Source organism: Actinomadura violacea (genome assembly GCF_017573465.1).
In the GTDB taxonomy this organism is placed as follows: domain Bacteria; phylum Actinomycetota; class Actinomycetes; order Streptosporangiales; family Streptosporangiaceae; genus Spirillospora; species Spirillospora violacea.
This window is the reverse complement of the sequence record NZ_JAGEPF010000004.1, coordinates 218,642-240,686: the sequence shown is the minus strand read 5'-3', so window position 1 is coordinate 240,686 and position 22,045 is coordinate 218,642. Positions and strand designations below refer to the sequence as shown.

The following is a 22,045-nucleotide window of genomic DNA, read 5'->3' as shown; positions in this document are numbered from 1 at the left end:
CACGCCCCGGCGGTCCGCCCGGTCAGGGGCGGAGCATCGGCATGATGACGTCGTCGACCAGCGCGACGATGAACGCGTCGGTGACCTCGGGCGCCTCGGTGAGGTTCTGGTACACGATCATCGCCGGGCCGACGTTGGCGACCTGCCGGGTCACCGCCCCGGGGCGGACCTCGCCGCGCTCGGCGCCGTCCTCCAGGACGCGGTAGAGCGCCTCCTTGACCGGGCCGGTCATCCGCGACTGCACGACGTCGTGCATGAGGCCCTTGCCGTCCTCGCGGGCGGTCTCCTCCTTGAGGATGCGGACCGGCGCGCCGTGGCAGGCCTCGATCGTCCGCTGGAACGTCCGGCACAGCCGCAGCACGTCCGCGCGGACGTCGCCGCTCGGCTCCGGTGCGGGCGGCTCGGGCAGGACGTGCTTGAGCGCGTCGGTGATGAGCTCGTCCTTGGACGACCACCGCCGGTAGAGGGCGGCCTTGCCGGTGCGGGCGGCGGACGCGACGCCCTCCATGGTCAGCTTCCGGTAGCCGACCGCTTCGAGCTGCGCGAACACCGCGTCGAAGATCGCGGCCTCGAGCGCGTCGCCGCGCCTGCGGGTGGCCGGGGTCACCGCATGCTCCCGAAAATAGTGAACGCGAACGTTCTCTTCCGTGCCGATCGGTGGTACGTTCCCCACATAGTGTACTTCGCCGTTCCTTAAATCTCGTTCCGGAGGTTCACCGTGCCCGCCGCACCGCACGGGCGGACGGCCGCGCCGCAGGAGCCCATGGCTCCGCCGGCCGGCGCCCGCGTCCATCATCGTCTCCACCGCCCGGGCGTCGTCCTCGCCGTCATCGTGGGCTGCCAGCTCATGATCGGCCTCGACACCTCCGTCGTCACCATCGCGCTCCCGGACGTCCGGGCGGGCCTCGGGCTGTCGACCGGGGGGCTCGCCTGGGTCCAGAACTCCTACATGCTCGCATTCGGCGGGCTGCTGCTGCTCGGCGGGCGCGCCGGGGACGTGTTCGGCCGCCGCCGCACGTTCGCCGCCGGCGTCGCGCTGTTCACCGCCGCGTCGCTGCTCGGCGGGTTCGCGGAGGCGGGCTGGTGGCTGCTGGCCGCCCGCGCCGCCCAGGGCGTCGCCGCCGCCGTCGCCGCGCCGAGCGCGATGGCGCTGATCGCCACCAACTTCGAGGGCCCCGCCCGGGTCCGCGCGCTCAGCGTGTTCTCCGCCGTGACCGGCGCCGGCGCCGCCGTCGGCATGCTCGTCGGCGGCGTGCTCACCGAGGCGGCGTCCTGGCGGCTCGTCTTCTTCGTCAACGTGCCGGTCGGCATCGCGCTGGCGCTGCTCGCCCCGCGGGTGCTCACCGAGACCGCGCGCCGCCCCGGCCGCTTCGACGCGGCGGGCGCCGTGCTGTCCACCGCCGGCATGACGTCGCTGGTCTACGCGCTGATCCGGGCCGGCTCGGACGGCTGGGGCGACGGCCGGGCGCTCGCCGCGTTCGGCGCCGCCGCCGTGCTGCTCGCCGCGTTCGTCGCCGTCGAGCACCGCACCGAGCGGCCGCTCATGCCGCTGTGGCTGCTCAGCGGCCGCGACCGCGCCGCGTCCTACCTGTGCCAGCTGCTGCTGGTCGGGGCGAACTTCGGCGCGTTCTTCTTCTGCACCCTCTACCTGCAGCAGGTCCTCGGCTACGGGCCGCTCCAGGCCGGCGCCGCGTTCCTGCCGTTCGTCGGGCTCCAGTTCGTGACGGTCCGCCTCGCGCCGCGCCTGCTGGCCCGGTTCGGCGCCCGCGTCCTGGTCATCGCCGGGATGGCGTGCGCGCTCGCCGGCCTGCTGTGGCTCACGCGGCTCGCGCCGGGCGACGGGTACGCGGCCGGGGTGCTCGGCCCGTTCCTGCTGATGGGCGCGGGCGGCGGCCTGTCGATCATGCCGCTGAACGCGACGATCCTCGGCAGCGTCGACCCCGCGGACTCCGGCGCCGCGTCCGGCGTCGCGCAGACGATGCTGTGGTCGGGCGGGTCGCTCGGCTCGGCGGTCATGGTGACCGTGTTCGGCTCGGGGCACACCAGCACGGCCGCGCTCATGCACGACATGGACGCCGCGTTCACCGCCGGCGCGGTGTTCGCCGGCGCCGCGCTGCTGGTCGCGGTGGCCGTGCTGCGGGTCGCGCGCTGACGGCGCGGCGGGCGTGGCGTCAGCGCCGCGCCCGCCACGCCGGCGGCCTCGCGTCAGTGGTGGGAAGAACCGGTGTCGGCCAGCCGGCCGCCGATGCTGCCGGCCGCGTAGTCCAGGTGCTTCTCCAGCGCGACGAGCGCCCCGTCCTCGGGGTAGGAGTCGAACCGCACGTCGTCGGCCAGCGACCGTATGATCATCAGGCCGCGGCCCGCCTCCGACACCGGGTCGGGCTCGGGGATCTGCTCGGCGTCGAAGCCCCGGCCGGAGTCGATCACCTTGATCACGCACCGCTCGTCGTGGATCGCGGCCCGCACCGTGTAGTCGTCGCCGTGCCGGGCGTGCTTGATCACGTTGGTGCACGCCTCGGTCAGCATCACCTCGATGTCGTCGCGGATCTGCTCGTCCACGCCCAGGGCCTGCAGCGACGCGTCGAGGATCTTGCGCGTCGCGGGGACGCTCGCCGTCTCCCGAGGGAGCAGGAGGTCCAGGCTGATGTCCATGTCGCGTCTCCGTCGTCTGCGGCGTCCGTCCCCTTGAGACGTGCCCCGGCGCCCGCGCTCAAACCTCCGCGTCAGCCCCCGGACGCCCCGCCGCCCCCGCCCGCCGCACCCGTTCCGCCTGGCCAGGCGCCTCGTCCGGCGACGTCGAGGACGAGCGCGCCGATGTTCCACGCGTCGTCCGCGCCGCTGTGGTGCCGGCCCTCCAGCGGCAGCCCCGCGTGCCGCAGCGCCCCAGCCATGCCGAGCCTCCGAGGCAGCGCGTGCGCGGCGGAGTAGGCGGCCTTGGCGTTGGTGTGCCGCCGCCCGAACGGGTACCGGACGCCCCCGGCGCACTGCCGCTCGAACTGCTTGCGGTCGTAGTCGCCCCAGCTCGCCCAGGCCCGGTTGTGGGACCGGTGCTCGCGCTCCAGCAGCGCGCACGCCTCGGCGAAGGAGAGCCCGCCGTCCACCTCGTCCTGCGTCAGCCCCGTCAGCTCCGTGCAGAACCCGCTGACCCGCGACCGCTCCGGCCGCACGAGGACCCGGTGCTTCGCGACGCGCCGCCGCGCCGCCAGGTCGACGACGCACAGCCCGATCTCGATGATCTCGTGCACCTGCCCGGGCGCCTTGTGCTCCCAGCACGTCGCCTCGACGTCGACGACGTTGAGGTACCGTCCGAACGGCTCGTCCATGGACCGGGACGGTACCGGCGCCCGGACCGGCGCGACGACCGGTTTTTCAGGGGGTGGCGGCGGGCCGCGGCGCGTAGTCGTCCACGTACTCCTGCCCCGACAGGGCCTGGATCGCCTCCATGATCTCGTCGGTGACGACCCGCGCGACCTTGCCGCGCGGCATCCCCTCGTCGCGTCCGGCGAACCGCATCGGCGCGCCGAGCCGCACCTCGATCCGGCCCGGCTTCGGGACGGCCCGCCCGCGCGGCTGCACCTTGTCGGTGCCCTTGATCGCCACCGGCACGACCGGCGCGCCGGTGCGCATCGCCAGCCGCGCCACGCCCGTCCGGCCGCGGTAGAGCCGCCCGTCCGGCGACCGGGTCCCCTCGGGGTGGATCGCGAAGACGTCGCCGCGCTCCAGCACGGACGCGCAGGTGTCGAGGGCGTCGAGCGCGGCCCGCCCGCCCGAGCGGTCCACCGCGATCGCGCCGACGCCGCGGAAGAACGTCGCGGTCGCCCGGCCCTTCACGCCGGCCCCGGTGAAGTACTCGTGCTTGCCCAGGAAGTGGACCCGGCGGGGCACGATCAGCGGCAGCACGAACGAGTCGATGAACGCCAGGTGGTTGGCCGCCAGGATCACCGGCCCCGTGCGCGGGACGTTCCGCAGGCCGCTCACCCGGGGGAGGAAGGCCACCCGCATCGCGGGTCCGAGAACGACGAACTTCATCAGGGGATAGACAACGCGTTCGGGGTCCATGTCCGAGAACGCTATGGCGACCGCCCCCGCCCCGGCGGTGGTGGGCCGTTACAAGTTCGACGTTTGGAAGTTTGTAGGTCTCCGCACTGGACCCGCTTTAGATGCGTGCAATTCAATTGGGCACAACCGATTGAAGGGACCGCCATGGACGTCCACTACACCGCCGTCGCCACCGCCAACGGGCGGGACGGCCGCGCCGTCAGCTCCGACGGGCGCCTCGACCTCGCCCTCGCCCCGCCCCGCGAGATGGGCGGCACCGGCGAGGGCGCCAACCCCGAGCAGCTGTTCGCGGCGGGCTACGCCGCCTGCTTCGCCAGCGCCCTCGGCGCCTTCGCCCGCGGCTCCCGCCAGGACGTCCGCGACGTCTCCGTCACCGCCGAGGTCGGCATCGGCGGCAGTGTCGACGAGGGGTTCGGCCTCAGCGTCGTCCTGCGCGTCGAGCTCCCCGACGGCCTGGAGAACGGACGGGACCTGGTGGAACGCGCCCACCAGGTCTGCCCCTACTCCAACGCCACCCGCGGCAACGTCCCCGTCGAGCTCGTCATCGAGTGACCGTCCGGATCAGGAGCCGGCGGACGCCGCCACCGCGCGCTGCGCGCGGATGACCTTGCGGACCGCCGGCGCCGCCGGACCCGACCGCGCCGTCAGCTCCGCGATCCGCCGCCGGTGCCGCCGGCGGTCCGGCCCGGGCAGCACCGACTTCAGCTCGCCCGCCGCCGCCAGCGCCACCGCCGCCGCGTCGTAGCTGTTCACGTGCGCCACCGGACGGCCCCGCAGCGCCGAGGACGCCCCGCCCCACAGCTCCTTCACCACCCGCGGGTCCTTCACGGTGACCTCGTCGGCCGGGAACAGGCCCAGCACCCGGCGCCCCCGCACCCGGATCCAGCTGCCCCGCTCCAGCTCGTCGCGCACCGTCCGGACGAGCGGCCGCGCGTCCTTGCGCACCCAGTACTGCCAGGACCGCGGCCGCGACGCCGCGATCCGCGCCAGCAGCCCGTACGGGTCCTCGCCCGGCGTGCCCGGCACCGGCCGGCCCCGCTGCTCCTCCAGCCGCCCGTCCAGGAACAGCTCGGTCAGCGCCGCCGCCCGCAGCACGTACCCGAGCTGCGCGCCGCGCGCCGTCATCCGCTGCTTGCGCAGGTCGTAGGCCAGCAGGTACATCCTCGCCGGCAGCGTCTCCGGAACCTCGACCATCCCTACTCCTCGCCTTCCACCGGCCGCGAGCCGCGCTCGCCCGGTGCCCCGTGCCCGTCCGGAACCTCAGACCCGTCCGGATCCCCGTGCCCGCCGGGAGCCCGCTCCTCGGCTGGAGCCTGCCGCTCGCCGGACACCCCGTTCTCGTCCGGCGCCTTGCGCGGCCGGCCCGGCCGCCGCATCCGCCCCGCCGACCCGGGCATCCGCCCGGCGTCGGCCAGCGCCTGCCGCAGCAGGAACTCGATCTGGGCGTTGGTGCTGCGCAGCTCGTCCCCGGCCCACCGGGCCAGCGCGTCGTGCACGGCCGGGTCGAGCCGCAGCAGGATCTTCTTGCGCTCGGTCGCCACTGCCCGCGGTCACTGGTAGAGCGTGCCGGTGTTCACCACCGGCTGCGCGTCCCGATCGGCGCACAGCACGACCAGCAGGTTGCTGACCATCGCCGCCTTGCGCTCCTCGTCCAGTTCCACGACGTCCTCCTCGTCCAGCCGGTCCAGCGCCCGCTGCACCATGCCGACCGCCCCGTCCACGATCCGCTCCCGCGCCGCGACGACCGCGCCCGCCTGCTGGCGGCGCAGCATCGCCTGCGCGATCTCCGGCGCGTACGCCAGCCGGGTGATCCGCGACTCCACGATGTCCACCCCCGCCGAGGCCACCCGCTGCCGCAGCTCCTCCGAGAGCTGCCCGGTGATCTCGTCGGCGTTGTCGCGCAGCGAGGTCCGGTCGGCCGCGTCGTAGGGGAAGCTGCCCGCGATGTGCCGGACGGCCGCCTCGGTCTGGAACGCGACGAACTCGACGAAGTCGTCCACCTCGAACACCGCGCGCGCGGTGTCGCGCACCTGCCAGACGACCACCGCCGAGATCTCGATCGGGTTGCCGTCCAGGTCGTTGACCTTCGCCAGGCCCGTCTCGTGGTTGCGGATCCGGGTCGAGACCTTCCGCCGGTCCGTCAGCGGGTTCACCCAGCGCAGCCCGTCCTCGCGGACGGTGCCCTTGTACCGGCCGAGCAGCTGCAGGACCCGCGACTCGCCGGGCGCGACCGGCGTCAGCCCGAGCGCCACGACCAGCCCGACGATGATCAGCGCGATCCCGGCCACCACGCCGGCGACCGACGCCGCGCCCTCGCCGCTGATCCCGGCGACGAGCGCGCCGATCCCGGCCAGCACCAGCACCAGGGCCAGTCCCGCCATCGGCCAGCCGCCCCGGTCGCGCGCCGGTCGCTCCTCGACCCGCGGCCGCGGCATCTCCACCTTCGCCGTCGCGTCCACCATGCCGGCCACCTCCTCGTTGTCAGCACCAACATAGCAAAGTGATATCACTTTTTCCAAACGGCGATGCCCGGCCCTGGAGCGGGCCGGGCATCGCCGTAAGGCGGCTATCGGGTCGGGGCGGTCACCGGGTGGGGGCGGTGGCCTGGACAGGCGCCTCGGCGGCGTCCTCGGCGGCGTCCGGGATGACCTTGGGGACGGAGCGGAGCGTCACCAGGGCGAAGACCCCGACCAGGGCGGCCAGGGCCGCGCTGCACAGCAGGGCGCCGTGCATGCCGTCCACGAACGCGTCGCGGGCGGCGCCGAGGAACGGGCCGGCGACCTTGGCGGGCAGCGCCGACGCGGCCTCGAACGCGCCGGCGAGCGAGTCGCGGGCCGCGGCCGCCGCGGGCGCCGGGACGTTCGCCGGAAGGTGCAGGGAGTCGCGGTAGACCGCGTTCAGCACGCTGCCGAGGATCGCCATGCCGAGCGCGCCGCCCAGCTCGGTGGCCGTCTCGGAGATCGCGGACGCGGCGCCGGAGCGGTCCTTGGGGACCGAGGCGAGCACGGTGTCGGCGGTGGTCGTCAGCGCCATGCCCATCCCGATGCCCGACATCAGCATCCCCGCCAGCATCACCCAGTACGTGGTGTCCAGCCCGATGGTGAGGAAGAGCGAGAACCCGCCGGCGGAGACCAGCATGCCGATCGCGACGACCCGGGCGCGGCCGAGCGCGTTGATCAGCGGCGGGGCGAGCGCGGCGCCGCCGACCATGGCGCCCGCGGCGCCCGGCAGCCCCGCCAGCCCGGCCTTCAGCGGCGACCAGCCGAGCGCCATCTGGAAGAACAGCGAGAAGATCAGCGACTGGGCGACCAGGGCGAACATCGCGAACATGTTGGTGCCGACCGAGCCGGAGAACGCGGCGCGGCGGAACAGCCGGACGTCGATCAGCGGCTCGGCGATCCGGGTCTGCCGGATCCAGAACGCGGCCAGCGCGGCGACGCCCACGACCGCGGCGACGGCCACCTTCGGCTCGGCCGCGCCGTGCGCCGCGGCCTCCTTCACCGCGTAGACCGCGCCGAGGACGCCGGCGATCGACAGCGGCACGCTGACCAGGTCCAGCCGGCCGGTCACCGCGGTGCGGGTCTCGGGCAGCACGAACGCCCCGGCGGCGAGCGCCACGACCATGATCGGGACGTTGATCAGGAAGACCGAGCCCCACCAGAAGTGGTCCAGCAGCGCGCCGCCGATGACCGGCCCGAGGCCCACCGCGAGCCCGCCGATGCCGCTGAAGATGCCGATCGCCATCGTCCGCTCCTTCGGCTCGCTGAACACCCGGCGGATCAGCGACAGCCCGGACGGCATCAGGGTCGCGCCGGCCACGCCGAGCAGCGCCCGCGCGGCGATCAGCAGCTCGGCGCTCGGCGCGTACGCGGTCACCGCCGAGGCGACGGCGAACAGCGCGGTGCCCATCAGCAGCAGCCGCTTGTGCCCGATGCGGTCGCCGATCCCGCCCATGGTGATCAGCAGCCCGGCGAGCGCGAACCCGTAGGCGTCGGCGATCCACAGGATCTGCGTGCCCGAGGGGTGCAGGTCGGCGCTCAGGTGCGGGACCGCCTGGTTGAGCGCGGTCATGTCGATGTTCGGCACGATGGCGAGGAGGCAGCAGATCGCGAACGTGCCCCATTTGCGGGCTGAGGAGTACATGTCCGCAAGAGTCGCCGGGCGCGCTGACAGGCCGCGCACCGTCCGCTGACCGTCCCGCCGCGACCGCGGTGCGCCGGTGCGGCGGCACGCCGGCCAGGGCGGTCAGTCCCCGGCGAGCTCCCGCAGGGAGCCGGCCTCGGCGGCCTGGGCGGCCTCGGCGGCGACGCCGAGCTCCGCGAGCGCCTCCTCGCGGGCGAGCGCGGCGCCCTCGGCGAACGCGGCGTCGTAGCGGTCGCCGCCGAGCGCCGCCCGCACGCCCGCCTCGACCCGCTCCGCGTCGGCGTCCGCGGGGACCTGCGGCCCGCGCAGCCGCGCCGCCACCCCCACCAGCCGCGCCGCGCGCCCCGCGTCGCCGTCCGCGAGCGCGGCGCCCGCCAGCCCGACCGCCGCCCCCGCCTGGTAGGTGAAGATCGGATGGTCGGACGAGATCGTCAGCGCCTCGCGGAACAGCTCCCGCGCCCGCCCGGCGTCGCCCTCCGCGGCCGTGATCCAGCCGAGCCCGACCAGCGCCGTCCCGCGCACCGCCCGCGCGATGAACCGCTCCGACGCGAACCGCGTCAGCGCCGCCTCGTACAGCCGCCGCGCCTCGCCGAGGTCGCCGCGCAGCCGCGCGATCCCGCCGAGCCCGTTGTACCCGCCGGCGACCTTGTCGGGGGCGCCCGCCCGCCGGGCCAGCTCGATGCCCCGCTCCAGCTCGGCGGCCGCCCGGTCCGGGTCGCCCGCGCGGACCAGCACCTCCGCGCGCCGGTACAGCAGGTCGGCGGTGTCCTCCAGCGCGCCGAGCTGCCCGGTCAGCTCGAGCGCCTCGTCCAGCAGCTCCAGCGCCCGCTCCCGGTCGCCGCGCAGGTCCGCGATCTGCGCGAGCGGGTCGAGGGAGTTCGCGGTGCCCCACCGGTCGCCGCACGCCCGGAACTTCGCGACCGCCGCCGTGCACGACTCCTCCGCGCCGGCGGCGTCGCCGCTGAACTGGTGCAGGAACCCGTCGCTCATGTGGATCAGCGCCTGCGCCCACGGGTCCTGCCCGACGTGCACCGCGAACACCGAGAACCGCGTCCGGCTCGGCCCCGCCGTGAGCGCGTACTGCACGATCGTGGACGGGTAGGTCAGCACCCGGTGGATGCCGTGCAGCAGCGTCTCCGCCCGGTCCAGCCACGCCTGCGCCCGGTCGCCGGTCGCGCCCGCCGACACCGCGTTCATCACGCAGAGGACGTACTCCTCCTCGCACCCTTCCGGCGGGTCGAGGCCCACGACGTCCAGCAGCTCCGACGCGATCGACGCGCCCTCGATCCGGCCGCGCAGCCACCAGTACCACGACAGCGCCGCGACCATCCGCAGCGCGAGCACGGTGTCGAGCCGGACGGACCGGCGCAGCGCCGCGTGCAGGTTGCCGTGGTCGGCGGCCAGCAGCCCGAGCCACTCCAGCTGCTCGGCGCCCCGCAGGTGCGGCTCCGCGCGCCGCGCCAGGTCCAGGAAGTACGCGGCGTGCGCCCGCTGGAACCGCTCCTCCTCGCCCGCCTCCGCGAGCCGCTCGGCGCAGAACGCCCGGACCGTGTCGAGCATCCGGTACCGGGTCCCGTCGCTCTGCAGCAGCGACTTGTCGGCCAGCTCCACGAGCAGCTCGTCGGCGTCGTCCAGGTCGCAGACCTGCGCCGCCGCCTCCATCGTCAGGCCGCCGGTGAACACCGTCAGCCGCCGCGCGAGCGTCTGCTCCGCCTCGTCCAGCAGCTCCCAGCTCCACTCCACGACGGCGCGCAGCGTCTGGTGCCGGGGCGCCGCCGTCCGGTTGCCGCGCGACAGCAGCCGGAACCGGTCGTCCAGCCGGGTCGCGACCTGCTCCACCGGCAGCGACCGCAGCCGCGCCGCCGCCAGCTCGATCGCCAGCGGCAGCCCGTCCAGCGCCCCGCAGATCCGCAGCACCGCGCCCACGTTGCCCGCGTCGACCGCGAAGTCGGGACGGACCGCCGCGGCCCGGTCGGCGAACAGCCGCACCGCCGGGTACCCGGTGACCTCCGCGGCGGGCGTCCCCTCCGGCGGCAGCGCCAGCGGCGGCAGCGGCCACAGCGCCTCCCCGGTGATCGCCAGCGCCTCCCGGCTCGTCGCCAGCACCCGCAGCTCCGGGCACGCGCTCAGCAGCCGGTGCGCCACCGGCGCGACGGTCGCCACCACGTGCTCGCAGTTGTCCAGCACGAGCAGCATCCGCCGCCCGCTCAGCGCCATGACCAGGCGCTCCGCCCCGTCCGCCGGACGCTCCCCGGGACCCGGCATCATCCCGCTCTCGCGCAGCCCGAGCGCGCCGAGCACCGCTTTGGTCACCTCGGTCCGGTCGACGGGCGCCAGGTCGACGAAGCAGACCTCGCCCTCCTCGCGTCCCGCCGCCTCGACCGCCAGCCGCGTCTTGCCCGCGCCGCCCGGCCCGAGCAGCGTCACGAGCCGGCCCTCGGCCAGCATCGCGCCGACCCGCCCGACCTCCTCGTCGCGCCCGACGAAGCTGGTGAACTGCGCCGGCAGGTTCAGCCGGACGTCCCGCTCCGGCTCCGCCGCCGCGGGCCCCTCCAGATCGCCGCGCAGGATCGCCAGGTGCACGTCCGCCAGCTCCGGCGACGGGTCGGCGCCCAGCTCGTCGGCGAGGACGCGGCGGCCGTCCTCGAACACCGCCAGGGCCTCGGCCTGCCGCCCGGCCCCGTAGAGCGCGCGCATCAGCAGCGCCCGCGCCCGCTCCCGCAGCGGCCGCGACTCCAGCAGCTCGCGCAGCCCGGCGATCACCGCGTCGAACTCGCCGAGCGCCAGCCGCGCCTCCGCGTGGTCCTCGGCGACCGCCGCCCGCGCCTCCTCCAGCCGCGCCGCCTGCGCCTCCGCGAACGGCGCCGAGCGCACGTCCGCCAGCGCGGGCCCCCGCCACAGCTCCAGCGCCTCCCGCAGCAGCACCGACGCCCGCGTCCGGTCGCCCGCCCCGAGGGCGCGCCGCCCGTCGCGGGCGAGCGCCTCGAACCGGTGCGCGTCGACCGCCTCCCGGTCGGCCAGCAGCCGGTACCCGGCGGGATGCCCCTCGACCAGCCCGGCGTCGCCGAGCCCCCGCCGCAGCCGCGAGACCTGCGACTGCAGCGCGTTGGCCGCCCCGGCGGGCGGCTCCTCCCCGTACAGGCCGTCGATCAGCCGCTCGCCCGTCACGACGCGCCCGGCGTCCAGCGCCAGCATCGCCAGCAGGGCCCGCACCCGCGGGCCTCCCACCGGCACGGTCTCCGCCCCGCCGCCACGGACCTCGACCGGCCCCAGAATGCCGTACAGCATGGCCCTGATTGTGGCGTATCTCCTCCAGTACCGTGGTCCTCCATGACCGAGATCCAGACCGTCCGGGACTTCCTCTCCGCCCTCGAGGCCCTCGACGTCGACCGGGCCCTCGGCTTCGCCGCCCCGGGCATGGTCTACCAGAACGTCCCCCTCCCGCCCGCGCGCGGCCTGCCCGCCGTCGAGAAGACGCTGCGCGCCATGACCCGCTACGGCACCGGTTTCGAGGCCCGCCTGCACAACATCGCCGCGAACGGCCCCGTCGTCCTCACCGAGCGCACCGACGTCCTGGAAGCGGGCGCGTGGCGCGCCGAGTTCTGGGTCTGCGGCACCTTCGAGGTCCACGACGGCCGCATCACGCTGTGGCGCGACTACTTCGACTGGACGACCTTCCTCGCCGCCTCCGCCAAGGGCCTAGGCGGCCTCCTCCGCACCAAACTCCTGTCCCCCCGCGCCGCGGCCCGCTGACCCCGGCGTTCACCGCGCCGGGCCGCGCGTCGGAGCACCGGGAGATCAGTGGTCGGGGTCGTAGAGGGCCTCGGGGTGCTCCCAGTTGTAGTCGTCGATGACGGCCTTGGCGAGGCGCCCGCGGGCGCCGACGTGGCGGCCCGTCGCGCGCGCCCAGGCGCGGACCTGGTCGATGGTGGCGACGCCGCCCGTCGGTACGTCCGGCGGCGCGATCGGTCCGGACGGCTCCGGCGCGCGGGACGGCTCGGCGTGCGCCGGCGCTTGGGGCCCCGGCTCGGGCTCCGGGGCGGGCGCCGGCGGGGGAGCGAAGACGTCGAACGCGGTGATGAAGTCGTCCGGCCCCGGAGCCACGCCGACTCGCACTGGTGCCGGGTTCGCGGGCGGAACCGGCGGCCGCGCCGGCGCCGGGTCCGTGTCCGGTGCGGGGCCGGGGGTGATGCCGAGGTCGTCGAGGAGGGGCCACAGGCCGGACATCGCGGCTTCGGGGTCGCGGTAGAAGACGCTGCCGCGGACCCGCCAGAAACGCCAGCCCAGCCGTTCGAGGACGGTCTGGCGGCGCAGGTCGTCCTCCCACTGGTCGGGCCCGTGGAACTTGTCGCCGTCGCACTCGATGGCGAGCTTGGCGCCGTCCCCGCCGCGGACGACCAGGTCGATCCGCAGGTTGCCGACGGGGTGCTGCGGGGTGACCAGGTAGTCGCGGGCGAGCAGCATCCGCAGGACGCGGCGCTCGAAGTCGGAGTCGCAGCGCGCTTCGAGGTCGCGGGCGAGGTCGGCGGAGCGCTGCCCGTCCGTCGCGTACCGGATCAGGTGCCCGCGCTGGTCGTCGGGATGCAGCTCGTGCGGCTTCACGCTGTGGAAGACCCACATCTGGTCGCGGGCGCGGCTCGCGGCGACGTTGACCCGCTGCTCGTACTGCCGCGAGGTGAACGGGGCCCGGTTCGAGTCGGCCACGACGCTGATGAAGACGACGTCGCGCTCGTCGCCCTGGAAGCCGTAGGCGTCGCCGCAGCGCAGCCGCCGCCGCTCGTACTCCTCCGGGCCGAGCTTGGCCAGCAGCGCCTGGTCGATGTACTGGGCCTGGCGGCTCGTCCCGAGCAGCGAGATGACGCCCATCGTCCGGCCGTTGTAGGCCGGGTCGGAGCAGCATTGGACGACCTGGTCGACGAGCGCGTCCGCCTCGGCCTCGTTGACGTTGCCGATGGGCAGGTCGCGCCGGACGCCGTCCGGCACGTGCACCGCCCGGACGATCGGCCCCGGCGGCCGGTCGGCGGACTCCTCCCGCAGCGGCTGGATCTCGCCGCCGTAGTAGTGCTGCGACGAGAACTCGATGATGCGCGGCAGGCAGCGGAAATGCTCGCGCAGCCGCACCACGCCCGGGAACAGCCGCGCGGACGCGTCATAGAGGCTGGACTCCATGTCCAGCAGCAGCGCGTTGGGGAAATCGGGCAGATGCGTGCGGATCAGTTCGTCCACCCGGTCGCGGCGGACGCCGACGGCGGACGGGCTGATCTGCTTGTCGTCGCCCACCACCACGACCTTGTGCCCGAGCCCGAGCAGGCCCAGCGCGAACACGTCGCACTGGCTGCTCTCGTCGATGACGACGACGTCGAAACGGGGCGCGACGGCCGGATCGAACGACTCCGCCACCCGGTAGTACGGCATGATCCACACGGGCACCGCGCCCATGGCCTCCGGCATCAGCCGCTGCGCCTCGGCCCGCCACTTGTTCGCGCCCGCGCCGGTGCCCTTGCCGATCTTGCGGAGGGTCTGCAGCCAGCCGACCAGGGCCTGCCGCTGCGTCGCGCCGAGGTTGCGCTTCATCGCCAGCCACGCCGCGCGCCGCGTCAGGTCCAGGGTGTGGCGCCGCTGCTCGTCCTGCGCCTCGTCGAGCCGCCGCTGGACGGAGGCCAGGTCGCCCGCGTCGATGATCGCGCGCAGCCAGGTCTCCGCCTGCCGCCACCGCCACAGCAGGTCCAGCCGCGCCGGGTCACCGCACTCGGCGACGTCGCCGCCGGTCGAGCGGATCAGCGCGGCCCAGCGCGGCGCCACCGCCGCCAGCCGGTCGTGCAGCACGCCCAGCCGCTGCGCCCGCGGGCGCAGCGCCGCCAGCCGGACCGACGACGCGAGCGCCGCCTCCCACACGTGCCGGTCCTGCTGCGCGGCGGCGGTCGCGAGGTCCGTCCACAGCGGGCTCGCGCCAGGACGGCCCCGGCCCTCCGCCAGGAAGCCGGCGAGAGCGTCCATCTCGCCCTGCAGCTGCCGCTGCCGGGCGCGGGCCCGCAGACCGCCGAGGACATCGGCGAGCCGGTGCAGATCGTCCGGGACGGGCCGCGCCGGCACCGTCTCGGCGGACATCACCCGGCACAGCCGCCCGCGCAGATCCGGCCAGCCCGCCGTCTCCCACGTCAGCGCCGCGACGATCTGCCGGACCTTCGCGTCGATCCAGATCTCGACGGCCCCGCCCTGCGGCTCCGGCGCGCCGAGCGTCGCGACCAGCTCGTCGTTCCACAGCCGCGCCGCGCTCTCGCGCCGCCGCCGCAGCTCCACGAACGCGGCGATCCGGTCGACGTCGGCGACCGTCCGCGGCGACTCACCGTCCAGGGTCGCCGCCTTCAGGAACTGGGCGAGCGCCCGCTGCGTGAGCGGCGAGACCCGCTTGCCCTGCGCGAACCGCGCCCGCGCCTGCTCCAGCAGCGACAGCGTCTCCCGGTACGGGCCTGGCGGAACCTCCACCGCCGCCCCCGCGCACGCCGTCCGCAGCCGCGCGCACTCCGCCGCGTCCGTCCCGAGCCGCCGCGCGTGCTCCGCCCACAGCGCATGCCACTGCTGCCCCTGGACGACCTGGTCCCGCAGCCGCAGCAGCCACGGCTCTTGCAGCCCGCCGAGACCGCGCCCGGCGCTCCCGCACCGCTCCGCCAGCTCGCCCAGCTCGGCGTCCCCGGCCGCGTCCACCCGCGCCAGGTCCTCGACGTAGTCCCGGTAGCCGGCGAGGGCCTCGTCGAGCCGCCGCAGCTCGTCCCACCGCGCCCCGAGCTCCGCGCCGGCCGGCAGCCGCTCGGCGGGCGGCAGGTCCGTGGCCGCGGCGGCCGCGTCCCGCTCCCCGATCGCGGCGGCCAGCCCGTACAGCTCGACGAGCTCCGGGCCGCTCAGCGGCGGGACCGCCGACTCGGCCAGCGCGTCCGGGATGCGGCCGAAGCCGTCCTCGTGCTCAGCCAGCCACGCCGCCACGTCCGCCGCCCGGCGCGGCAGCCCGCCGATCTCCAGGGTCTCCTGCTCCCGCTCGAGCGACTCGCGCAGCCGCTTGCGCAACACCAGCACGTCCCGCTCGACCTCGTCGAGCCGCTCCCGCAGCGCCGCCACGGCGCTCTTCTCGCGCTCCACGTTCACGCTGTCGGCCGCCGCCGTGATCGCCTGCACCGACCCCTGCAGCTCCGTCAGATGCGCCGACGAGGAGCCCAGCACCGCCAGCGACAGGTCCCGCAGCTCCTTCGGGATCTTCTCCCGCAGGACGGCCAATGCCTGGTCCTTGTGCGCGGTGACCAGCACTCGCTTCCCGTGCGCGACCAGGTGCGATACCAGGTTCGCGATGGTGTGGCTCTTGCCGGTGCCGGGCGGGCCCTGCACCGTCACCCCGCTGTGCCGCGCCAGCTTCCGCGCGATCTGCTCCTGCTCGTCGTTGGCGGCCAGCGGCAGCAGCAGCCGCTCGGCGACCGGCGCCCAGTCGTCCGCCCCGGCCGCCAGGACGTCCCGCGCCGCGTCCTCCCCGGCCGCCAGCGCCACCATCGGCGCCGGCAACCGGTCGCCTTCCTCGACCGCCTTCTTGAGCCGCTCGAAGAACCGCAGGAACATCACCCGGCGCTTGCGGACCACCAGCCGCCACGTCTCGCCGACCACCGGCGCGTCCCCGACCTCCGGCAGCCCGTCCCCGGCCGCGAGCCGCCCGTCCAGCCCCAGCGGCGTCACCACCCGCCGGTAGAACGGGCGCGCCTCCTCCGGCGCCCACGGGTCCGGCGCCGTGCCCCGCAGCTCCTCCAGCCGGTCCAGCCCGGCGACGCCGAGGCCCTGCAGGAAGTCCGTCTCCAGCACCGGCGCCCCGTCCGGGACGATCGCGATCTCGCCGGACTCCTGCTCGAACACGATCCGCATCCGTGTCACCAGCAGCGGATGGCAGATCCGGTGCCCGCCGTGGTTCCAGCCGAGGACGCCGTGCCCCCACACCAGCTCGTGCGTCGCCTCGTCGGCGCGCATCCGCTGCCGCAGCCGGAACAGCGTCTCGTACAGCTCCCGCGCCGCCACGGCGACCCGGGCCGTCTCCGCCCACGGGTCCCACACGTCCGCGCGCCACCGCTCGAAGACCGCCCGCTCCTTCTCGTCCGCGTCCTCGGGCAGCTCGGGCGGCTCTGAGGGATCGTCCCGCGCCACGTCCTGGAGCACGTCGGCGATCGCCGGCGGACACGCGGGCGGCCGCGGCTTCGGCGTCTTCCCGACGCGCAGCCACGCGTCCCCGGCCGCCTCCCCGACCCGCACGGACGCATACAGCGGCAGCACCTCCGGCGACGCGACCGCGTCATAGTCGCCGAGATGCCGGACGGGCTTGGCGTACACCTCCTGCGCCAGCGCGCCGAGGTAGTCGTACAGGTGCCCGATCCGCGTCCGCGCCGTCGCGTCCCCGGTCACCTCGTGCCCCCGTGCGTCGCCGATGGCGCCCCTGCGGTCGGTCAAGCCCTGACTCCTACCCTAAAAGTCCCCTTGTGCCAGGTGGGACGCCCGACCCACCCCCCAGGTTGCCCGCCCCGCCGTCCCGGCCTTACGGCCAACACCTAGGACGGCGGCCCCATGAGCCGCCGACAAGGACAAGGAAATGATCGACGTTCCAGCCGGAGCCCTTGCGGTTCGTTCTCTCACCCGGTTCACGTCTTCGTGTTCAAGTCGACGCCCGGCGGCGCCACATAAACGGGGGACTCCATCCTTGCCATGAGAGTCGCGCCGTTCTTTCCCAGGATCAGTTCGAGCGTGAGCCTGGCGTGGTCCGCGGTATGTTCGGCCCAGCATTCCGGATCCTGCTTCATGGCGGCGTCCTTGCCGACCCTCACCACCTTCCATCCTGCCGCAGGAAGTGCCTTGACCGTGCGTTCATAGCCCGATTTCAAGTCTTCTGCCGGGAGCCCGTAGGCCGACCATACGCCGTTCAGGGAGTATCCGTTCTTTGTGTCTCCGACGTCGGTGTTGATCAGCGCCGCAGGCGGCTTGGTCTTCGCCTTCGGCAGGCTCGCCATCTCGCTGACTTCGGTCAAATGCTTTTCGATCTGTGCTCTGATCGTGTCCGGGTCCGCCACTTTCGGCTTCGGCTGGGCATGATTCACGGAGTTGCCACATCCCTCGGTCATTCCGATCAGGACAACGAACAGTGCGGCCACCGCCAGGAGATTTCGTGGCGGACGAAGCCTTCGATGGGTTGTCATCTACTCTCCGGTCATATTGCCGGTCAGCACCTTCGCCTGGTTGTTCAGGCTTGTGGAGAAGGGGTTCCAGTAACTGCTGTGTGCATGCCCGAGATCCCACCCCTCCGGGTCCGTCCCGTAGTCCAGAGTTCGGCCGCCGAACATGGCGCTGCCCGGGATGGAGGCAAGCCCTCCGATCCGTCCAGGTAGTTCGGTGTGCATGCCCAGCGGCGGAACCGGATCCCTGGGCGCTCGCTCCGTGTACACGTGCTGAGACCCGATGCCCAGGTCCGAGGCCCGGGCCGCCTCCACGCCTGGACTTCCCGCGAAAATGATGTCGTTCGTCTGAAGATGGCCATGAGTTGCCGCCGACCCGATGACCGTCGTGCCGTAACTGTGGCCGATCATGGTCATGTGGGTCGGATCGCCCTGGTGAGAAGTATGCAGGCCGTCGGCGAACCGATTCAGCGCGGGCGCTCCGTTGTCCGCATAACTACGGAAAGGTGCTTCCAAAGGAATGCTCTGTGGCGCGTCGTAGCCGAGCCAGGTGATCGTGGACACGGACCCCGCGTGGGTCATCCCGTTCGAGGTCAGCCACAGATTATCGCTGCGGTTCAGATCCTTGCGGATCTCGGCCAGTTTCGCATAGGTCCCTGGGACGTAGACGCCGGTATGGGTGGCGGTGTCGGGATTTCCTCGCGCGAGAATCGCGTGACCGTTTCCGCGGGTGTCGAATCCGAGGAGGTAGCCGTCCGGAAGGTTCTTGAGGCCGGCCGTGTCGAGATTCGACTGCAGGGCGTCCATGCCCTTGAGCTGCCCGGTGAGCTCGTCCTGCTGTTTCTTCCACTCGTCATAGGCGGGGTTCGGTGCAGCGTGCCCGTTGATGGTGGTGATTTTCGGTGGGGCCGAGGGCATCGCGTCGAGGCGTTGCTGGACGTCGGCTCGGGTCTCGCGGAGGACCAGGCGGTTCGCCTGGTCGCGGACCTCGGCGGGCAGGCCGTCCAAGGCGCCGATCTTGTCGGGGTGCGTGGTGATGTACTCCTGCCGCTGCTCGGGGGTGAGTCCGCGCCACCAGGCCGCCGTCTTCTTCGGGTCCTTGCCGTCCGGGATCTGCAGCCCGAGCCCCGCGTCGGCGAGGCGGGTCGTCAGCCTCCCGTCTCCACGGGCGTCCGCCCACGTCTTCGTGGTCACCTGGATGTCGGCCGTGGCGGCGAGTTTGGAGAGGGCGTCGGCGTACTTCTCGTCGATCGCCGTCGCCTGCGTGACCGCGCGGCGGATCCGGTCGGCTATGGCCTGCGCCTGCGCTCTGTTGTCGCCCGCTGGCGCACCGAAAGGCGCGGCGCCGGAACCCGTGGCGGTGCCGCCGTTCAGCATCGGGGGAGAGGCCGGATAGCCGACCCGGCCGTCAGGGCTCACGGTGAAGCCGAGCCGGGCCGCGTCCGTAAGCGCCTGCTGGAGGGACTTCTGCTGGGCGCCGAGTTCCGTGTGCATCGACGCCAGCAACGTCCGGACGTCGCCGGACTCGGTCATCCCGTACTCGAAGTTCTGGCTCAGCCGGGACAGGCGCTGGAACGCAGCCTCCGCGTCCTTGCCCTGCCAGGTGCCGTGGAGCGGAGCCATGACCTGGCGGTCCGTGGTGTGCTGGCCGGCCTCCATGTCGCCCATGAGGCCGCCCCAGCCGTCGGCCGCCGTCTTCACCGGCGCCAGATCGAGTTTCCGGAGTTGCTCCATCGACACCATGTCAGTCGCCCGTCCTGAAATTGATCAGGTCGTTGAAGTTCTTGTTCATCCCGGTCACGAGGCCCTGCTCCGTCGCCTGGTCCTTGCCGGCGTTGGCGCGAAAGGTGGCGGCGATCGACCAGCACTCGCCGCGCAGCGCTCCCAGCCGGTGGTCCCACGAGTCGAAGACCTTGCCGAGCGCACCCGCGAAGGCGAAGCCGTCCGCGCCCGCCTTGACGCCCTGGTGCGCGTCTTCCAGCTTCTTCAGCGCCTTCTGGACGTGGTCGCCGAGGTCGTCCGCCGACTTCCCGGTCTCCCGCAGATGCGCAGGGTTGAACTGCCGAGTCTCGGTCACTGGATTCTTCCTTGTCAGCGTCCTACGAATGAGGAGTACGGTCGAGCCCGCGCCTACGGCTCACCAAGAGAACCCCGGCGACCAGACCACCGACCACCAGCACGACCGCGGCCCCTCCGGCGATGATGGTGGATGTCCCGATTCCACTTGGCTGATTGGCCTTCGGTTTCGCGGCCGTCGGCGGACTTGAAGGTGCGCGGTAGGTCGACGCTTTCCACTTGTCGAAGGCGTCGTAGACGGGATTGGGCGCGTTGGCCGGTACGGGGTAGTTGACGGGATCCATCGCGCCGCGGACGAGTATCACTCCGTATCCGGTTTTCGGGCTCCATTTCTTGTCGCCTATTCGCATCGCTGTGGCGATGAGCCGCTGGACGACGGTCCGCCCCGGCATGGACGGATTGCGTGCCCGTATCAGTGCTATTGCGGCGGAAGTCAACGCCGCCGCGCCGCTGGTGCCACGGCTGTCCGGGTAGTAAGTGCCGTCCTTGCCCACTGCTCCCATCTGCGCCCCGGGGGCGGCCAGTGTGACGTAGCCGTGCGGAACTGAGCCCGACCAGGCTTTTGATTCCTTGGTCACAGCTCCGATGGTGAGCACCCCGGGGCATCTGGCGGGAATTTCCGGTGCGTTACTGGTCGGCCCCGCGTTGCCGGCGGCCGCGACGAGGACGACATTGTGCTGAATCGCATAGGCGATCGCGTCCTGCAATTCTTGCGGACACTGAAACGCCTGCTGGCCGATCGACATATTGACGACTTTGACCCCGTGGTCGACGGCATACTTGATGCCCTGCGAAATTGCGCTGGTCCAATCACCCTCGCTGTGGTCCACGAGCCGGACGGGCAATATCTTCGCCTCTGGAGCCAGGCCGGTGAACCCAGTGGTGCCGCCGCCGCGCCCGGCGATGAGCGCGGCCATTGCGGTGCCGTGGCCCTGTCCGTCGAAGTCGACCCGGCCATCGGTGCGCCCGCCGGCCGTGTCCAGACCTGGGAGGACGGCGCCGGACAGCTCGGGAAGTTTCGCGTTCACCCCGGTGTCTATCAGCGCGACGGTCGTCCCTGTGCCTTTGCTGAGCGGCCAGACCTTGTCTTGAACCGACCAAGCGCGAAACCACCACTCGTCTGATCGTGGCGTCGGGGCCGCGAGCGCAGAGGGGGCCGCAGCCCCGTACGCCACCGCGATAGCCGCTCCCATGACGCAGACACGGTGCCTCAGTTTTCGGACGCTCAATCCGTCCACTCCATTCGCGGTGGAGCCGGAGAGGGAGGGGTGTTATCGGTGTGTGCCTCGAGCTCGGCCAAACGAGCAAGTACTTTGCGTAGTAGTGCTGCCTCGTCGGTCTTCTCAGTTCGGGTGGGGTGCTCGGTCTCGACGGGCTTCGGCGGAGCATCGCCGATGACGCCGGGAACGGCTTCGACGTCTCCGTCCCAAATACTCGGATCGTCCGACAACCAGGCGCCGCGCTCACGTTCTTTGTCGTTCCGGCCGCCGTGACCGCTAGTCCCTGGAACCCCCGCACTCGGTGCGCCAGGACGCCCGGCGAGCGGGCTTCTCCCGCTGCCGGCGGCGCCTTGACCGTACGAACCGCCGATGGCACCGGGACCGGGAACGAGACCGCCTCCAGCGCCGAGGGGCCCGCTGCCGGCGCCGGGAAGGCCGGCCCCGATGCCGCCACCAGGTAGTCCGGGGCCTGCCGAGCCACTTGGCCGGATGCCACCGCCGATGGCGCCACCCCCGATGCCGGGGCCGCCGGTCCCGCCGGGCATCAGACCGCTCCCGGCCGTTCCGGTGGGGCCGAGACCAGAGAGCTCGGTCCCCCCGCCATCGCCCGGCGGAAGCGGTTCCCCGTCGATGTGATCGCCGTTGTTGCCGGCTTGGCCGACGGCGTGGCCGGGCCGGTCTCCGAAGAGAGGGGCAGTGTGACTCCGCGGTGCATGACTGTTGGACGGATTCGAGTGACCACCGGTCACTCCTTCCGGCGTGCCCGAGCCTGGCCCGGTTCCGCCGCCGGGGGCGCCCGCGTTTCCACCACCGGCGCCCCCCGGTCCGGCGCCGCCCCAGGAGCCGGTCGCCGGCGCACCGAACTCGTTCCGCTTCGTCGTGACCGAGGGGAGCCCCGTGGAAATGTCGGCAGGGATGGCGCTCCAGGTTTCGGATGCGCGCTCATTCGCACCTTGCATCCATTGCCGGGCCTCTTCGACCGTCTTCGGCGTGGGCATGCTGGATTTGTACCAGGCGAGGTAGCTGGCACCGTGTGTCGTGACCGCGGTGCCGATCTGCTGGGAACGGGAAGAGATCTCGAAGGCCGCGCTGAAGAGCTCCCGCAATTTTGCTTGGGCGGCGTTCGACGCCGGGCCCTTCCATGCTTCGCTCAGCTCACGGGCGAATCCGCGGAGCTCGGTCGTCGCCTTGTCATAGCTGTTCGCCAGCTCGAGATACGCCTGGCCGGAAGCGGTCACCGTCCCCGGATCGACGTTCCGAAGATATGCCGTGATCTGTTCCTTGGACGTGTAGGCGTTCGGAGAGCCCGACGGGGGCGAGGCACGGAGAGGGGAGTCCTTGTAGGTGGTCATCGTC

General features: G+C 73.2%; 18 protein-coding genes. 3 read left to right on the top strand and 15 right to left on the bottom strand.

What is annotated here, in order from left to right:
* Positions 1-22: 22 nt before the first annotated feature.
* Positions 23-607 carry a TetR/AcrR family transcriptional regulator gene (locus J4709_RS54540; protein WP_307801049.1) on the bottom strand — a complete coding sequence of 195 codons (585 nt, stop codon included), beginning with the start codon at positions 605-607 and terminating at the stop codon, positions 23-25.
* A 156-nt stretch (positions 608-763) separates the two neighbouring features.
* Between J4709_RS54540 and J4709_RS06960 the strand changes: the two genes are divergently transcribed.
* Positions 764-2,152, top strand: a complete 1,389-nt coding sequence (locus tag J4709_RS06960) for an MFS transporter (RefSeq protein ID WP_232383085.1) — start codon at positions 764-766, stop codon at positions 2,150-2,152.
* Between the two features lie 53 nt (positions 2,153-2,205).
* Here J4709_RS06960 and J4709_RS06955 read toward each other — a convergent pair whose 3' ends face one another.
* The 3 genes from J4709_RS06955 to J4709_RS06945 form a co-directional block, all read right to left on the bottom strand.
* Entirely contained in the window at positions 2,206-2,652 is a 447-nt protein-coding gene (locus J4709_RS06955) for an ATP-binding protein (protein ID WP_208238207.1), read from the bottom strand.
* Positions 2,653-2,723: 71 nt separating this feature from the next.
* On the bottom strand, positions 2,724-3,323 hold the full coding sequence (locus tag J4709_RS06950) for a 3'-5' exonuclease (RefSeq protein ID WP_208238205.1): 600 nt from the start codon (positions 3,321-3,323) through the stop codon (positions 2,724-2,726).
* Between the two features lie 46 nt (positions 3,324-3,369).
* Positions 3,370-4,029 carry a lysophospholipid acyltransferase family protein gene (locus J4709_RS06945; protein ID WP_232383084.1) on the bottom strand — a complete coding sequence of 220 codons (660 nt, stop codon included), beginning with the start codon at positions 4,027-4,029 and terminating at the stop codon, positions 3,370-3,372.
* A gap of 174 nt (positions 4,030-4,203) precedes the next feature.
* Between J4709_RS06945 and J4709_RS06940 the strand changes: the two genes are divergently transcribed.
* Entirely contained in the window at positions 4,204-4,611 is a 408-nt protein-coding gene (locus J4709_RS06940) for an organic hydroperoxide resistance protein (RefSeq protein WP_208238201.1), read from the top strand.
* A gap of 9 nt (positions 4,612-4,620) precedes the next feature.
* On the opposite strand, the gene J4709_RS06935 is transcribed toward J4709_RS06940, so the two are convergent.
* From J4709_RS06935 to J4709_RS06915, 5 genes are all read right to left on the bottom strand, one after another.
* Positions 4,621-5,253 (bottom strand): GOLPH3/VPS74 family protein, encoded by a 633-nt coding sequence (locus J4709_RS06935; RefSeq protein ID WP_208238199.1) that lies wholly within the window; start codon positions 5,251-5,253, stop codon positions 4,621-4,623.
* Positions 5,254-5,255: 2 nt separating this feature from the next.
* Positions 5,256-5,600, bottom strand: a complete 345-nt coding sequence (locus J4709_RS52965; protein WP_307801047.1) for a type II toxin-antitoxin system antitoxin — start codon at positions 5,598-5,600, stop codon at positions 5,256-5,258.
* A gap of 9 nt (positions 5,601-5,609) precedes the next feature.
* A complete protein-coding gene (locus J4709_RS06925) occupies positions 5,610-6,521 on the bottom strand; it encodes an SPFH domain-containing protein (protein WP_208238197.1) in 912 nt (303 codons plus the stop codon).
* Positions 6,522-6,642: 121 nt separating this feature from the next.
* Positions 6,643-8,202, bottom strand: coding sequence for an MFS transporter (locus J4709_RS06920; RefSeq protein WP_208238195.1), 1,560 nt, complete (start codon positions 8,200-8,202; stop codon positions 6,643-6,645).
* 102 nt (positions 8,203-8,304) lie between these two features.
* Positions 8,305-11,490 carry an AfsR/SARP family transcriptional regulator gene (locus J4709_RS06915; RefSeq protein ID WP_208238193.1) on the bottom strand — a complete coding sequence of 1,062 codons (3,186 nt, stop codon included), beginning with the start codon at positions 11,488-11,490 and terminating at the stop codon, positions 8,305-8,307.
* Between the two features lie 42 nt (positions 11,491-11,532).
* Here J4709_RS06915 and J4709_RS06910 point away from each other — a divergent pair, with 42 nt between their 5' ends.
* A complete protein-coding gene (locus J4709_RS06910; RefSeq protein ID WP_208238190.1) occupies positions 11,533-11,955 on the top strand; it encodes a limonene-1,2-epoxide hydrolase family protein in 423 nt (140 codons plus the stop codon).
* A gap of 45 nt (positions 11,956-12,000) precedes the next feature.
* Here the strand turns inward: J4709_RS06910 and J4709_RS06905 are convergent, their stop codons facing one another.
* The 6 genes from J4709_RS06905 to J4709_RS54535 form a co-directional block, all read right to left on the bottom strand.
* Complete coding sequence (locus J4709_RS06905; RefSeq protein WP_208238188.1) at positions 12,001-16,677, bottom strand: PDDEXK-like endonuclease domain-containing protein; 4,677 nt, start codon at positions 16,675-16,677, stop codon at positions 12,001-12,003.
* A 188-nt stretch (positions 16,678-16,865) separates the two neighbouring features.
* Positions 16,866-17,372, bottom strand: coding sequence for a hypothetical protein (locus J4709_RS06900; protein WP_208238186.1), 507 nt, complete (start codon positions 17,370-17,372; stop codon positions 16,866-16,868).
* Positions 17,373-17,417: 45 nt separating this feature from the next.
* Positions 17,418-19,136, bottom strand: coding sequence for an alpha/beta hydrolase (locus tag J4709_RS06895; protein WP_208238184.1), 1,719 nt, complete (start codon positions 19,134-19,136; stop codon positions 17,418-17,420).
* Position 19,137: 1 nt separating this feature from the next.
* Positions 19,138-19,470: a hypothetical protein gene (locus tag J4709_RS06890; protein ID WP_208238182.1), complete on the bottom strand. Its 333-nt coding sequence runs from the start codon at positions 19,468-19,470 to the stop codon at positions 19,138-19,140.
* A 22-nt stretch (positions 19,471-19,492) separates the two neighbouring features.
* Positions 19,493-20,662, bottom strand: coding sequence for a S8 family serine peptidase (locus J4709_RS06885; RefSeq protein ID WP_208238181.1), 1,170 nt, complete (start codon positions 20,660-20,662; stop codon positions 19,493-19,495).
* Positions 20,663-20,694: 32 nt separating this feature from the next.
* Complete coding sequence (locus tag J4709_RS54535) at positions 20,695-22,041, bottom strand: WXG100 family type VII secretion target (protein ID WP_208238179.1); 1,347 nt, start codon at positions 22,039-22,041, stop codon at positions 20,695-20,697.
* Positions 22,042-22,045 lie beyond the last annotated feature (4 nt).

Coding starts and splice junctions, on each gene's coding strand:
- J4709_RS06940 (WP_208238201.1), top strand. CDS start 4,204: ATGGACGTCCACTACACCGCCGTCGCCACCGCCAACGGGCGGGACGGC.
- J4709_RS54535 (WP_208238179.1), bottom strand. CDS start 22,041: ATGACCACCTACAAGGACTCCCCTCTCCGTGCCTCGCCCCCGTCGGGC.
- J4709_RS06895 (WP_208238184.1), bottom strand. CDS start 19,136: ATGGTGTCGATGGAGCAACTCCGGAAACTCGATCTGGCGCCGGTGAAG.
- J4709_RS06950 (WP_208238205.1), bottom strand. CDS start 3,323: ATGGACGAGCCGTTCGGACGGTACCTCAACGTCGTCGACGTCGAGGCG.
- J4709_RS06935 (WP_208238199.1), bottom strand. CDS start 5,253: ATGGTCGAGGTTCCGGAGACGCTGCCGGCGAGGATGTACCTGCTGGCC.
- J4709_RS06910 (WP_208238190.1), top strand. CDS start 11,533: ATGACCGAGATCCAGACCGTCCGGGACTTCCTCTCCGCCCTCGAGGCC.
- J4709_RS06960 (WP_232383085.1), top strand. CDS start 764: ATGGCTCCGCCGGCCGGCGCCCGCGTCCATCATCGTCTCCACCGCCCG.
- J4709_RS06885 (WP_208238181.1), bottom strand. CDS start 20,662: ATGGGAGCGGCTATCGCGGTGGCGTACGGGGCTGCGGCCCCCTCTGCG.
- J4709_RS06925 (WP_208238197.1), bottom strand. CDS start 6,521: ATGGTGGACGCGACGGCGAAGGTGGAGATGCCGCGGCCGCGGGTCGAG.
- J4709_RS06915 (WP_208238193.1), bottom strand. CDS start 11,490: ATGCTGTACGGCATTCTGGGGCCGGTCGAGGTCCGTGGCGGCGGGGCG.
- J4709_RS06955 (WP_208238207.1), bottom strand. CDS start 2,652: ATGGACATCAGCCTGGACCTCCTGCTCCCTCGGGAGACGGCGAGCGTC.
- J4709_RS06920 (WP_208238195.1), bottom strand. CDS start 8,202: ATGTACTCCTCAGCCCGCAAATGGGGCACGTTCGCGATCTGCTGCCTC.
- J4709_RS06945 (WP_232383084.1), bottom strand. CDS start 4,029: ATGAAGTTCGTCGTTCTCGGACCCGCGATGCGGGTGGCCTTCCTCCCC.